This is a genomic window from Salinicoccus carnicancri Crm (genome assembly GCF_000330705.1).
Taxonomy (GTDB): Bacteria; Bacillota; Bacilli; order Staphylococcales; family Salinicoccaceae; genus Salinicoccus; species Salinicoccus carnicancri.
The window spans coordinates 572,516-586,190 of the sequence record NZ_ANAM01000001.1 but is presented as its reverse complement, the minus strand read 5'-3'; the positions used below and the strand labels follow the sequence as shown (position 1 = coordinate 586,190).

Genomic DNA, 13,675 nt, shown 5'->3' with positions numbered 1-13,675 from the left:
GCTGTCCTGATAATATTTTATGGTTTCTGTTCCTACAACTGTTCTGAAGATGTTTTACCCTGCATATGCAGCGTCAGGTAATCCGGGCCGCCGGCTTTTGAGTCAGTACCGGACATCTTGAAGCCGCCGAACGGCTGGTAGCCGACAATCGCTGCTGTACAGCCGCGGTTGAAGTACAGGTTGCCGACCATGAAATCGCGGCGGGCCTGTTCGATGTGTTCACGGTTCTGTGTAATGACAGCACCTGTCAGGCCGTAGTCCGTCGCGTTGGCATATTCAATTGCCTGATCGAAGTCCTTCGCTGTAGCAAATCCGACGACTGGTCCGAAAATTTCTTCCTGCATGATGCGGTCATCATGCCTGAGACCTGAGAAAATCGTCGGATGTACGAAATGACCCGTGTCATTCTCCGTCGTACCGCCGGTTTCAAGCTTACCTTCCGACTTGCCGATTTCAATGTACTTCCCGATTTTCTCAAGTGATGCATCATCGATGACCGGCCCGACATTGACATCGGATTCCGGGTTGCCCACTTTGAGCTGCCTCGTCTTCTCGACCACTTTGGCAAGCAGTTCATCATGGATGTCCTCGAGCGCGATTACACGGGAGCACGCCGAACATTTCTGGCCGCTGAAACCGAATGCTGAATAGGTGATTGCTTCGGCCGCAAGTTCAAGGTCGGCATCGGAATCGACGACGATCGTGTCCTTGCCGCCCATTTCTGCGATGACACGCTTGAGATGTGTCTGGCCGTCCTGGACGATGGCAGCTTTTTCATAGATACGTGTGCCGACATCGCGTGAACCCGTGAAGGAAACGAATCGCGTATCTTTATGTTCCACCAGATAGTCGCCGATGTCACGGCTCGAGCCCGGAATGAAGTTTACTGCTCCTTTTGGCATTCCCGCCTCTTCCAGCACTTCCATGAACTTGTACGCCACGATCGGTGTGCGGGAAGACGGTTTGAGCAGCACAGTATTCCCTGTGACGAGTGCAGCAGCCGTCGTGCCGGCCATGATGGCGAAAGCGAAGTTCCATGGAGAGATGACAAGTCCGACACCGAGCGGTATGTAGTGGAACTGGTTGTATTCGCCCGGACGGGATTCGACGTGATCACCGTCTTTGATCTTGAGGTTATTCCGTCCGTAATACTCAAGGAAATCAATGGCTTCCGCCGTATCCGCATCCGCCTCTTTCCACGGTTTGCCGGCTTCCTTTACAAGGAGGGCTGTAAATTCAAACTTGCGCTTACGAATGATCGCCGCCGCTTTGAACAGCACGTCTGACCGGAACTCGAATGTGGATTTCCTCCAGGATTCGAATGTTTCAAGGGCTGCATCCATCGCCCGCTGGGCATGTTCCTGGTTGGCCTGGGACATGTGCCCAATCATTTCCGTCTTTTCAGACGGGTTATATGACTCTTTCTTTTCATCGGTCATGATGCGTTCTCCGCCAATGATCAGGGGGTAGTCCTTGCCCAGATAAGATTTTACTGTCTTTAATCCCTCTTGAAGCTTTGTCCGGTTTTCCTCGATGGAAAAGTCCGTAAACGGTTCGTGTTTGTACGGTATCATTACAGATAACCTCCTTAAAGTATTGAATCTAAAGATTATAATGAACGTTTTATCAGACTTTTTCAACCCTTTTGATAACTGCGGCACAGCGCAGAATGAAAAGTATTGTAAACCTATTCATACAGTTTAATATCTATTCAATTGACAGAATTTATTTCACTACCGCATCAGCCTTTCCATAGCTGACTGATGAAAACGCTATTCACAAAAAATTATGTAAGCGGTTTTAAAAACATGTTGAAACGCTTCCAATCAATCCGGCAAACTTCCAAAATAAAAAGACCACAGCCCATGCCGCAGTCCTTTTATGTTCAAGCCGTGTTTTAAAATGGAAGACCTCATCACTTATCCTTAAGGTATTTCTTTGCCTCTTCAATCCATTCCGGCATCTTTTGTCTGATGGATTCGAATCCATATTTCTCCGTCTCACGGATCTGTTCCAGAACAGACCGCCTGTCCCGTTTCCTTTCCTCGCGTTTGAAGTATTCATTCTCCTTCAATGTAAGGTTCAGTTTGCCATGCTTGTCCACGCTCAATATCTTCGCTTTTACAATCTGGCCCTTCGACAGAAACTGGTTTACATCATGGACATAATCGTTCATCACTTCCGAAATATGAATGAGTCCTTCTTGATTATCAGGGGTTTTGACAAAAGCGCCATACGGCTGGATGCCAGTCACTTTCACTTTGACGAACTGGCCTTTCCGATAATTTTTTGCCACTTATATTACCCCGCTTACTTTCGGTAGTACATACGCAATGATTATTTTATCATATTGAATGACGATTATCTAATCATTGACGGGGAAGGCGGCATATGAAAAACGCAGCCAGCACTTCATCACGGGAGCACTGCCTGCGTCACGGTTCTTTATAAAGTTCGATGATTTCAAAAGCTTCAATTACAACGGGCCTGATTTCCCCAAGAGGCACCGTCCTTTCAAATGAAAAGCGGAACACATCCTGTATTCCGGCGCTCGCTTTTTCCACATCTTCCCTGTGCCTGAAAATCACATCCATGCTGTCGTAGATTTCACTGTCAAAGTCGAAATCCGCCCCGTCCGGCATACCGGCGGCCGAAGGACACCATCTTCCAAGAAGCCTGTACAGCTCGACATTACCTTCGGGACTCATCATGGTCTTTCTCATCCAGTTGTTTCAGCACCTGCTGCTCAAACGCCTTCATCTTCTCTTCCTGCTTGCGGGAATACTTTCTGACCAGGCGGAATACGATATAGGCCAGCAGGATACAGATGGCCAGCGTCAGGAAAGCCGGGATATATTCAGTCTTATCTTCCGGGAAATAAAGAAACTCCATCATAGTTAATCACTCACCTTTATCTCAATAGATTATAACAAAGAATATCCCGCCATGTCCCACCCTATTAATGACTATTTTGTGAGCGTTTCAGACTTAACTGTTGAAATCCGGGAAGAAATGTGATGCGGAGATACAGGCCTCAGGTTCTTCTGGCGGACACAGCGAATGCCGCCGTGGCCGGAAAACCCCTTTGGCGGACACCGCGAATGCCGCCGTGGCCGGAAAACCCCTTTGGCGGACACCGCGAATGCCGCCGTGGCCGGAAAACCCCTTTGGCGGACACCGCGACTGCCACCGTGGCCGGAAAACCCCTTTGGCGGAAACCGCGATTTCCACCGTGGCCGAAAAACCCCTTTGGCGGACACCGCGACTGCCGCCGTGGCCGGAAAACACTGAAAATCCGTACGGCCAGCATAAAACAGGGGACAGAACCTTCCGGCTCCGCCCCCTGATCAAACTATTCAACCATCACTTCACTTCAATATTTTCGATGACCACATCTTCGACAGGACGATCCTGTGCGCCTGTTTCAACATCTGCAATCTTCTCGACGATGTCCATGCCGTCTATGACGTGGCCGAAAACCGTGTGGCGCTGGTCGAGCCACGGTGTGCCGCCATGCTCGGTATACGCATCGATGATTTCCGACGGGTAGCCGGCTCCTTCGAGCTGTGACAGCATCTGGGAAGGGACCTCTTTCAGCTGTACGATGAAGAACTGGCTGCCGTTCGTACCCGGGCCTGCGTTCGCCATTGAAAGGGCACCGTAGAGGTTGAATGCCTCTGTGGAGAATTCATCCTCGAATGAGCCGCCGTAGATGCTTTCTCCGCCCATTCCTGTTCCTGTCGGGTCGCCGCCCTGGATCATGAAATCTTTGATGACACGATGGAAAATCTGGCCGTCGTAGTAACCATTTCCCGCGTGTGTCGTGAAATTTTCCACCGTTTTCGGGGCGATATCCTTGAAGAGTTTGACGGTTACGTCTCCATGGTTTGTATGGATGACCGCCCGCACTTCATTTTCCTGCACTTCATTGTTCAACTGTGGGAATGCCATTCTAATCCTCCTAAAGTTTCAAACGTTTCAATTTCATGGTTAAAAATATGAAAATTCTGTGACACCAATTCCTTTTATTCCTATTTATACTATACAGTGATTTTATTTATTTTCAATCCCTATACATTTATTTAACCTGATGTTTCATGTATAATTTGCTATATAATGTGCAAAAATTTGTACAACGACGAAGGAGGTCACACAGTGACGTTAATACATCTGGCGATTCTGCTGCCTGTCATTGCCGCCGTTTTCATCGGCACGCTCTACAGGTATTACAGACGTATACACCTGGGCTGGTTCGTCCTGCCTGTACCACTCCTGATCGTCATCTATCTGTTTACCCTGATTCCCCGGGCGATGAACGGACAGGTGATTCATGAAACAATGCAGTTCATGCCGAGAATCGGTATGAATTTCGATGTTTACATAGATGGTCTCGGACTGCTGTTCGCCATACTGATATCAGGAATCGGGGCGCTCGTCGTCCTATATTCAATCGGTTACCTCTCCGAAAAGGAGAACCTCGGTAACTTCTATGTCTTTCTGCTCATGTTCATGACCGCGATGCTCGGCATCGTGCTCAATGACAACGTGATCATGCTCTATCTTTTCTGGGAACTGACATCAATCTCCAGTTTCCTGCTCATCGCATTCTGGTACACCCGTGACCGCTCGCTGTACGGTGCCCTGAAGTCGATGATCATCACGATGTTCGGCGGCTTCCTCATGCTCGGTGGATTCATCACCCTCTACCTGATCACAGGCACATTCAGCATCAGAGGGATGATCGAAGCCCTGCCGCAGATCCAGGAAAGCCCGCTTGCACCTTTCGCAATCGTACTCATCCTGTTCGGCGCATTCACGAAATCCGCACAGTTCCCGTTCTACATCTGGCTGCCGGATGCCATGGAGGCGCCAACCCCGGTCAGTGCATATCTGCACTCAGCCACGATGGTCAAGGCGGGAATCTATCTTGTCGCACGTTTTACCCCGCTGTTTGCCTTTTCAAACCTCTGGGTATGGACAATCCTTATCGTGGGCCTGTTTACGATGGCCTGGGCGTCCTTCAATGCCATCAAGAAAGATGACCTTAAAGCGATACTCGCATTCTCCACCGTTTCACAGCTTGGCCTCATCATGAGCCTTCTCGGACTCGGGGCGCTGAGCCTTGCAACAGGTGCAAATGACGAACTGTTCACAGTCGCTGTCGTTGCAGCTGTGTTCCATACGATCAACCATGCAACATTCAAGGGTGCACTGTTCATGATCACCGGCATCATCGATCATGAAACCGGCACAAGGAGCATGAAACGCCTCGGCGGCCTCCTTACCATCATGCCGGTTTCGTTCACCCTGACAGTCATTACTGCACTGTCGATGGCCGGCCTGCCGCCATTCAACGGCTTCCTTTCCAAGGAACTGTTCCTGGAAGCCATGATCACTGTGCTGAAAGCCGACTTCGGAGCCATGGCGAGCACGGACTTCCTCATCCCGCTTGTTGCGGTTATCGGAAGCATTTTTACATTCATCTATTCCATACTGATCATCTACGGCATCTTCCTCGGTAAACGGACGCACGATACGCCGAAAGAACCGCACGATCCTCCGGTGCTGATGCTGATTTCCCCGGCAATTCTGTCGCTGCTTGTCATCATCTTCGGACTGTTCCCGAACGTGCTGTCGGCAACAATCATCGACCCGGCAGCCATGGGCATCATGGACAGTGCAGAACCGCTCGGCACACATCTTGCGATGTGGCATGGTTTTGCCAACCCTGCACTCTGGGCGACAGTAGCCGTTGTCATCATCGGCTCTGTGATGTTCTATTTCAGGGACAGATGGATGTTCATCTACAATTATCATAAAGAAGCATTTACACTCAATTTCCTTTACGATCAGGGGCTTCTGTACAGCCGCATCGGATCGGAGAAAGTCACTGACGGCTATATGACAGGCTACATCCGCAACTATCTGGTCTATATATTCGGCTTCTTCATCGTGATGGGCATCATAACGCTCATGAATTCAGGCTTCAATATGGACTTCAGCGGCTTTGCACCTGTAGGCATACAGGAAGTCATCATAAGCCTCATAATACTCATTGCAACAGCAGTCATCCTCATAACGCGCTCGCGCATGGTGTCCATCATAATGCTCGGGTCCATCGGTTTCTCGATGGCACTCTTCTTTGTATTCTTCAGGGCACCTGACCTTGCCCTGACGCAGCTTGCGATAGAAACGGTGACGACAGCCCTTTTCCTGGTCTGCTTCTATCATCTTCCCAAGAAGAGCAGGCACGAAGAACGCATGCGGTTCAAGTTCACAAACTTCATCGTTTCGGCAGGAGTCGGGATCCTCGTCATCCTGTTCGGCATCTCCGCCTTCTCCGGAAGGGTATTCGAACCGATCAGCGAATTCCACATCGAGAATGTGTATGAACTCGCTGCAGGCGGCAACATGGTCAACGTCATACTTGTCGACTTCCGTGGTTTTGATACATTGTTTGAGACACTTGTGTTCGGCATCGCCGGCATCGGCATTTACACATTGATGAAACTGAAACTAACCAGAAAGGATGAAGACAATGAAGAGCACTCTGAAGAAAGCAGGGTATAGCAAGGTACAGAAACAGGTCCATGATGTCTTCCTGCAGTTCACTTCCAAAGTGATCTTCTTCATCATCATCCTGTTCGCCTTCAAATTGTTTTTTGCGGGTCACTATACTCCGGGCGGCGGCTTTGTCGGTGGCCTGCTGGCAGCAGCGGCCATCATCCTCCTTCTGATCGCCTTTGATCAAAAAACGGTTGAGAAAATGCTGCCGATCGATTTCAGGATCCTGATTGCGACCGGCCTTGTCCTTGCGGCCGGCCTGCCGACTCTTTCATTTCTGTTCGGCACACCGTTCTTCACACACCAGCACACATACATCACTGTGCCGGTGTTTGGTGAAGTTGCACTGCACTCCGCAGTGATCTTCGATGTCGGAGTGTTCCTGACAGTTGCAGGGACAGCGCTCCTCATCATCAAACTCATTGCAGAGGAGGACGATTGATGGAACTGATAACCATCATACTGAGCGGTATACTGATCGGTTCATCGGTATACATGATGCTCTCAAAAAGTATAATCAGGATCATCATCGGCACAGCCCTGCTGTCACACGGAGTCCATCTGATGCTCCTGACAATGGGACGGCTTAAACAGGGGAACGTCCCCGTCCTCGACCCGGAGGTATCCTCATACACCGATCCCCTGCCCCAGGCGCTGATCCTGACGGCGATCGTCATCGCTTTTGCACTTACGTCCTACATTCTCGTACTTGCGTTAAGGATGTACAGGGAGCTTGGTACAGATAATGTAGAAGAAATGAAAGGAGTTCCACATGACGACTAACATACTGCCCCTATTACCTATAATGATCCCCTTTTTCGCCGGGATCATCATGTTATTCATGGGAAAGCGTCCAGTCTGGCACAGAGTTGTCTCAGGAATTTCAGGACTCCTTATGATGCTTTCAGCCGTCTGGCTGGTCATATCCATCTACCGGAACGGGACGATCGTGACATTTCTGGGTGACTGGATGGCACCATTCGGAATCAGTATCGTCATCGACATGGCGGCAGCACTGCTCCTTCTGACCACCACGATCATTGCATTCCTGATCGTGGTCTATTCGTTCCAGTCGATCGGCATCGAACGGGAGAAGTACTTCTACTATCCCATGGTGCTGTTCATGATCGCCGGCGTCAATGGCGCTTTCTCGACCGGGGACATATTCAACATGTTCGTATTCTTTGAGGTCTTCCTGCTTGCATCCTATGTACTGATTACGATGGGCGGGACCAGAGTACAGCTTCAGGAAGGGTTCAAATACCTGCTGGTCAATCTTATTTCTTCGAACTTCTTCGTTCTCGGTCTCGCCTATCTCTATTCCGTGACAGGCTCACTCAACATGGCGGATATCTACCTGAAGCTCGAAGATTATGATGGCAACATGGTAATCATGACGGTCCTTGCTGTCGTTTTCCTGTTCGTGTTTGCTACGAAAGCCGGACTTTTCCCGCTGTTCTTCTGGCTCCCGGGTTCATATTATGCGCCCCCGATGCCGATCATCGCACTGTTCGGTGCACTTTTGACCAAAGTCGGCGTCTACGCGATTGCCAGGACATACAGCCTTTTCTTCATTGAAAACCAGGCATTTACCCATCAGGTACTGCTGCTTATGGCACTTCTCACCATCATAATGGGTTCAATCGGGGCGCTTGCCTATACGGACATGAAAAAGATAATCATATACAACATACTGATTGCAGTCGGCATCATCATCGTCGGCTTCTCCCTGATGGATGAGACGGGTACCATTGGTGCAATCTACTATCTGATTCACGATATGATCATCAAGGCTGCACTGTTCATGCTTGTCGGTTTCATCATATACCGGACGGGTGAATCGGATACCGGACGGCTCGGCGGACTGATCAGAAGCCATCCGGTCACAGGCTGGATGTTCCTCGTAGCAGGTTTTGCACTTGCGGGAGTACCGCCGTTGTCCGGATTCTACGGCAAACTCTTCATCGTCCAGTCCGCCTTCGGCAATGACCTTTACATCGCCGGCCTCATCGTACTGCTGTCAAGTCTTGCGGTGCTGATTTCAGTGGTCAGGATCTTCATGAACGTATTCTGGAGGGAAAGTCCTGCAGCAGGCGGTCTCCGGGCCATCAAGAGCGACAAACTTCTGTTCTCTTCCATCGGACTTGTCATCATCTCCGTGGCGTTCGGACTCGCCGCCGACCTCCTTTATCCATTATTCGAGATGGCGGCCCTGTCATTCCATGACCCGGCGACTTATGCCGGTTATTTAACGGAGGTGGAATAGATGCCATTACAAATACTGATCAACCTGCTCCTTGCCGTACTGTGGATGTTCATGGGTTCTGAATTCAGCGTAGCATCCTTCACCACAGGTTATATCATGGGACTTGCCGCAGTATTCCTGCTGCGCAGGTTCCTCCCGGGCTCCTTCTATCTCAGACGTGTCTGGCGCATCGTCAGACTGTTCTTCATCTTCATCATCGAAATGGTGAAGGCGAACATCGATGTGGTCAAAATCGTGCTGAGCCCGAAGATCGATGTCCATCCCGGTTTCTACGCCTACCCATGTGATCTTGAGGAAGACTGGGAAGTCGTCCTGCTGTCATCCCTCATCACCCTTACACCGGGGACGGTTGTTGTGGCGATATCAGATGACCACTCGACGATCTATATACACGGCGTCGATATGAAAAGTGCGGAAGAAGAGATCCAAAATATAAAATCTGCATTTGAAAATGAAATAAAAGAGGTGGCGAAACCATGAATACATTCCTTGATGTCGTCATCATATTCTCTGTCATCGTCCTGGCGTTTGCCATGCTCGGCATGGTCTACCGCATGCTGAAAGGTCCGACGCTGCATGACAAACTTGTGGCACTCGATGCATTCGGGGTATTGCTAATGGCCATGATTGCCCTGACGGCGATGATGCTCGGTACGACCCACCTGCTTGTCGTGGTACTGCTCATCGGCATTCTTGCCTTCATTGCCACAATCGCTTTTGCGAAATTCCTAGAGAAAGGCGTGATCATCCAATATGATAGAAATAGTGATGAGTAGCATTATCGCATTCTTCATACTCGGCGGTGCATTCTTCGGTGTTGTCGCCGCCATCGGTGTGATCCGTCTGCCGGATGTGTACACAAGACTTCATGCCGCATCCAAAAGCTCGACACTCGGTGTCATGATGATGATGACCGGCACCTTCCTCTATTTCTGGTATGTGGAAGGCTATGTGGATACCGAACTTGTGCTTGCTGTCCTCTTCATCTTCATCACCGCACCGGTAGCTGCACACCTTCTCGCAAGGAGCGCCTTCCATGCGGATGTGGAACCCTATCAGCTGACGATATTGAACGAGCTGAAACGTGATGAGACGGGGGCACCGGACGGCAGCCACGGAGAACGCGTAATCATCGAAGGCAAACGCAGACCAGACCTTGAAAACAGAGAACCTGAGAAATGAAAGCATCCCCGGTCCAACTGTGAGGTGAACCTCACTGGACCGGGGATTTTCATGCTAAAAAAGGGGGTTCCCGCCGGAACCCCCCTTTCACATCTGTACAGGATCATCTCTTTTTCTTTACCGCCATCGTACACCTTGAAAGACACACCAGATCGCCCGCTTCATCCGTAAGTTCGATTTCCCATATCTGTGATGAACGGCCTTGGTGACGGCAGCTGGCTGTGGCTGTGATCACGCCGTCCTGCTTGGTTTTTATATGGTTGGCATTGATCTCCATGCCGAATGTGACCTCATCGTCCATAATCTGTCGGGCGGCGCCGAGGCTGGCCGCCGATTCCGCGAGCACGACGCTGGCGCCGCCATGGAGATACCCGTACGGCTGCAGCACCTTCTCTGTCACCGGCATCTCCATGACCATCACTCCCGCCTCCTCATGCACGATACGGATGCCGAGCACATCGATGAGTCCTTCCATGTCACTCATGCATATCACCCGTTTCCAGATACTTCACGATTGAATGGATCATGACCCCCGTCGCCCCTTTCGGGCCGTACGGTGTGCGTTTTGATACCGTTCCGGTACCTGCGATGTCAAAGTGGATCCACGGCGTGCCGTTCGTGAACTGTTTGATGAAGCATGCTGCGAACGATGCCCTGCCCGGCTGCTCCACATGGTTCGTGAGGTCGGCGATGGCAGATGATTTCACATTTTTCTCTTCGATTTCCGTAATCGGCAGCTGCCAGACCTCCTCCCCGGTCGTTTTCGCGATTTCAAAGAAAGGCTCGAGGAAACCGGGCTTTTTATTGGTGAAAATGCCGGTGCGCTCTGTCCCGAGTGCCGCTACGACAGCTCCTGTAAGCGTGGCGAAGTCCATGATCAGACCCGGGGAATACTGCGATGCATGGAATACCGCATCCGCAAGGACAAGGCGGCCTTCTGCATCGGTATTCTTCACTTCGACAGTGGTGCCGCTGTATGACGTATATACATCATCCGGGCGCATTCCGTTGCCGTCAATCATATTTTCAGCAAGGGCAATCACGCCGACTACATGGACCGGCAGCTCGAGTGCGCTTATCGCATGCATCATGCCGACGACGTTCGCAGCGCCGCTCATGTCATACTTCATCTCCGGCATTCCCGTCTTGCTCTTGATGGAATAGCCGCCGGTGTCATAAGTGATCCCTTTGCCGACCAGTGCCACAGGCTTTCTGGATTCTGCAGATGGATGCTTGTACTCGATGGTCACGAGTCTTGGTGCAGCTTTGGATGCCTTGCCCACCGCGGTGATCAGGCCGTAGCCCTCCCCGGCAAGCGTCCCCTCGTCCTTCACCCTGCCGGAGACGTATTTGCGGTCCCTGAAAATTTCCGCCACCTTCTCCGCCATATGTTCAGGCGTCATGATGTTCGGCGGCGTTTCGCTGAAGCTCCGTGCCATCGCTATGCCGCGTCCGAGCGCTTCCCCGCGCTCCACCGCTCCTTTTACATCCACAACTCCTGTAATCAGAAGTTCAGCCCGATCAGAGAAAGAACCGGCTCTGTCCGCCCTGTAGGACTCAAATTCATAGATGCTGACGACGGACATGAGCCCGATCGCCTCTGCAAGAAGCGTCTTGTCATAGGGGATTGTATCGAGCAGCAGCTGCCCTTGCCCTGTATCCGTATCCTGCAGATATTGGAACAGTTTCCCGAAGAGCTCCTGGACGGCCGGCTGATCCAGGCTGTCTGCCTTTCCGAGTCCGAGAGCGATCACTTTCCGGTATTCTGTCTGGATCATCATCCCCGTCGTCGTGATCTTACCGGCCTCTGGCGACAGGACTTTCTGCTCGACGATCTTCTCCGTCATGCCGTTCAGCAGTGTATCCACTTCCTCGAAGTTATCCATCTGCCTGAAATTATCCGGCAGGCCGATGATGAGCGGTGCCCTGGTGGCCCCGTAGCTTTCACGGTAGTCGAATTTCATGGTTATTCCCCCTTAGAACATCTGATATCCGGCCTTGCGGAGATAGCGTATCGTCATCCCTGCAAGTATCGTGCCGACAAGCCCGCCGGAGAGCATGAGTATGTCTGCAGTGTAAAGGTTTGCAAATTTTGAGAGCAGTGTATTGAATGCCTCTTTTGTATCCGTAAAATATTCCGCGGTCGAAATCCCGTCTACAATCAGAAGTACGATGAATGGATAGACCCCGACCATGAGCCATGTCACTTTCAGAATCATGTTCAATAAAAAGCTGATGCCGTAGAACAGGACAAAGAACAGAAGCATGGATATTACCAGTTGAACTATTGACATAAATATGTTGCCTCCATATTAAAAAGGCATGGGCATTGAATCAATACCCATGCCGCTCTTATCATTTGAATTACAGGAATTTACCTTTGGAGTAAGCAAGCATCGGTCCGCCGATCTTGAAGACCGCCCGCGTATCGATGACGCGTTTCATGAAGGCAGCCTTCTTGCCTTTGATCTCACGGCCCATGACGATGCCGATACCGTCTTTGGAACCAAGGGAGCATACAGTACCTTTATCATCGTACCTGAATGGTTCCTTCTTGTCTCCTTTGAGTGTAAGCTCGATGTTCTTCGCCACATGTTCGCCGGCCTGCATCGCAATCTGTGCAGTTGTCGGGTAAGGACGTGCATCATCACCTTCGCCGTTCATCACTGCTGAAACATCCCCGATTGCGTAGATGTCTTCATAGCCTTCGATCGTAAGGTCCGGTTTCACGATGATGCGTCCGCGTTTTACACCGTCGAATGACTCTTCCATCAGACTGCTGCCGCGCACGCCGGCAGTCCAGATTACACTGCTCGCCTCAAGCTGCTGTTCCTTATCATCGATCTTGACGACGAAGCCATCTTCGTTTGCAGCCACAATCGGTGTGCCGATCATGAATTTGGCGCCGCGGTCCTCAAGATACTTGACCGCATAGTCCGTCAGGTCTTCAGGGAACATCGGCAGCATGGACGGAGCTGCTTCCACACATGTAATCTTCACTTTGCTGTAATCGATGCCGTATTTCTCGCACAGCCCAGGAACACTCTCCACAAGTTCTCCGAGGAATTCGACACCGGTGAAGCCGGCGCCGCCTACAAGAATGGCAATATCCTTGTCAGCTCCCGAAGTTTTGTAGTTGGCAAAGTTCTTTTCGATTTCATGGCGCGCAGCAAGTGCAGTCTGCGGGCTGACGATGGAGTGTGCATGTTCAGCCATGCCGTCGATGCCGAACGTCTCACTTTCAAAGCCGAGCGCAGTGATGAGGATGTCATACTCAAAATCGCCCTGGTTCGTTTCCACACGTTTTTCATCTTTGTGGATCGCAGTCACTTCTGCGGGGATGAACTTGACTTTTGACGCATCCACGACTTTGCTGATCGGATATACGCCGTCTTCCCAATCGATTGTTCCGGCTGCTGTTTCATGGAGCCATGTCGCTTCGTAGTGGTATTCATTCTTGTTGATGAGTGTGATGTCCGCATCCTGATGGCCCAGTGATTTCTGCAGTTTGGAAACTGCCTGAAGACCTGCATATCCTGCACCAAGCACGAGGATTTTCTTTCGCTCAAAACTCATTATATGTCACCTTTTCTCTCCGATTAATAGTGGTTTAGTGATTTTTACGCCATACTTAAAAATCGCTAATATTAGTCACTACTAATA

Annotated in this window: 16 protein-coding genes; 7 read left to right on the top strand and 9 right to left on the bottom strand. The window is 50.6% G+C overall.

The genetic code is table 11. The features are described 5' to 3' along the window. Window positions 1–32: 32 nt before the first annotated feature. The 5 genes from pruA to C792_RS0103130 form a co-directional block, all read right to left on the bottom strand. Window positions 33–1,574 (bottom strand): L-glutamate gamma-semialdehyde dehydrogenase, encoded by a 1,542-nt coding sequence (gene pruA / locus C792_RS0103150; protein WP_017547991.1) that lies wholly within the window; start codon window positions 1,572–1,574, stop codon window positions 33–35. 341 nt (window positions 1,575–1,915) lie between these two features. Then, complete coding sequence (gene ygs / locus C792_RS0103145) at window positions 1,916–2,296, bottom strand: S1 domain-containing post-transcriptional regulator Ygs (RefSeq protein ID WP_017547990.1); 381 nt, start codon at window positions 2,294–2,296, stop codon at window positions 1,916–1,918. Window positions 2,297–2,435: 139 nt separating this feature from the next. Next, entirely contained in the window at window positions 2,436–2,723 is a 288-nt protein-coding gene (locus tag C792_RS0103140; RefSeq protein WP_083854819.1) for a DUF1871 family protein, read from the bottom strand. Beyond that, window positions 2,692–2,895, bottom strand: a complete 204-nt coding sequence (locus C792_RS0103135; protein WP_017547988.1) for a hypothetical protein — start codon at window positions 2,893–2,895, stop codon at window positions 2,692–2,694. Before C792_RS0103135 ends, C792_RS0103140 begins: the two co-directional genes overlap by 32 nt. A gap of 468 nt (window positions 2,896–3,363) precedes the next feature. Next, complete coding sequence (locus tag C792_RS0103130) at window positions 3,364–3,951, bottom strand: peptidylprolyl isomerase (RefSeq protein ID WP_017547987.1); 588 nt, start codon at window positions 3,949–3,951, stop codon at window positions 3,364–3,366. Window positions 3,952–4,155: 204 nt separating this feature from the next. Between C792_RS0103130 and C792_RS0103125 the strand changes: the two genes are divergently transcribed. Genes C792_RS0103125 through mnhG form a run of 7 tightly spaced genes read left to right on the top strand, consistent with a single transcriptional unit; the run spans window position 4,156 to window position 10,012 of the window. After that, window positions 4,156–6,570 carry a Na+/H+ antiporter subunit A gene (locus tag C792_RS0103125; protein ID WP_017547986.1) on the top strand — a complete coding sequence of 805 codons (2,415 nt, stop codon included), beginning with the start codon at window positions 4,156–4,158 and terminating at the stop codon, window positions 6,568–6,570. Then, the gene (locus C792_RS0103120; protein WP_017547985.1) at window positions 6,539–7,006 is read left to right on the top strand and encodes a Na(+)/H(+) antiporter subunit B; all 468 of its coding nucleotides are present in this window, start codon (window positions 6,539–6,541) and stop codon (window positions 7,004–7,006) included. Before C792_RS0103125 ends, C792_RS0103120 begins: the two co-directional genes overlap by 32 nt. Continuing rightward, window positions 7,006–7,347: a Na(+)/H(+) antiporter subunit C gene (locus tag C792_RS0103115; RefSeq protein ID WP_017547984.1), complete on the top strand. Its 342-nt coding sequence runs from the start codon at window positions 7,006–7,008 to the stop codon at window positions 7,345–7,347. Before C792_RS0103120 ends, C792_RS0103115 begins: the two co-directional genes overlap by 1 nt. Next, the gene (locus tag C792_RS0103110) at window positions 7,337–8,830 is read left to right on the top strand and encodes a Na+/H+ antiporter subunit D (protein ID WP_017547983.1); all 1,494 of its coding nucleotides are present in this window, start codon (window positions 7,337–7,339) and stop codon (window positions 8,828–8,830) included. Before C792_RS0103115 ends, C792_RS0103110 begins: the two co-directional genes overlap by 11 nt. Next, window positions 8,831–9,310, top strand: coding sequence for a Na+/H+ antiporter subunit E (locus tag C792_RS0103105; RefSeq protein ID WP_017547982.1), 480 nt, complete (start codon window positions 8,831–8,833; stop codon window positions 9,308–9,310). Further along, window positions 9,307–9,606, top strand: coding sequence for a Na(+)/H(+) antiporter subunit F1 (locus tag C792_RS0103100; RefSeq protein WP_017547981.1), 300 nt, complete (start codon window positions 9,307–9,309; stop codon window positions 9,604–9,606). Before C792_RS0103105 ends, C792_RS0103100 begins: the two co-directional genes overlap by 4 nt. Then, entirely contained in the window at window positions 9,599–10,012 is a 414-nt protein-coding gene (gene mnhG / locus C792_RS0103095; RefSeq protein ID WP_245537505.1) for a monovalent cation/H(+) antiporter subunit G, read from the top strand. The genes C792_RS0103100 and mnhG overlap by 8 nt, the downstream gene beginning before the upstream one ends. A gap of 103 nt (window positions 10,013–10,115) precedes the next feature. On the opposite strand, the gene C792_RS0103090 is transcribed toward mnhG, so the two are convergent. The 4 genes from C792_RS0103090 to C792_RS0103075 form a co-directional block, all read right to left on the bottom strand. After that, window positions 10,116–10,496: a PaaI family thioesterase gene (locus tag C792_RS0103090; RefSeq protein WP_017547979.1), complete on the bottom strand. Its 381-nt coding sequence runs from the start codon at window positions 10,494–10,496 to the stop codon at window positions 10,116–10,118. Further along, entirely contained in the window at window positions 10,489–11,976 is a 1,488-nt protein-coding gene (locus tag C792_RS0103085; RefSeq protein ID WP_017547978.1) for a leucyl aminopeptidase family protein, read from the bottom strand. The genes C792_RS0103090 and C792_RS0103085 overlap by 8 nt, the downstream gene beginning before the upstream one ends. 12 nt (window positions 11,977–11,988) lie before the next feature. Beyond that, window positions 11,989–12,306 carry a YuiB family protein gene (locus C792_RS0103080; protein ID WP_017547977.1) on the bottom strand — a complete coding sequence of 106 codons (318 nt, stop codon included), beginning with the start codon at window positions 12,304–12,306 and terminating at the stop codon, window positions 11,989–11,991. Between the two features lie 70 nt (window positions 12,307–12,376). Next, window positions 12,377–13,588, bottom strand: a complete 1,212-nt coding sequence (locus C792_RS0103075) for an NAD(P)/FAD-dependent oxidoreductase (protein WP_017547976.1) — start codon at window positions 13,586–13,588, stop codon at window positions 12,377–12,379. Between the last annotated feature and the right edge of the window lie 87 nt (window positions 13,589–13,675).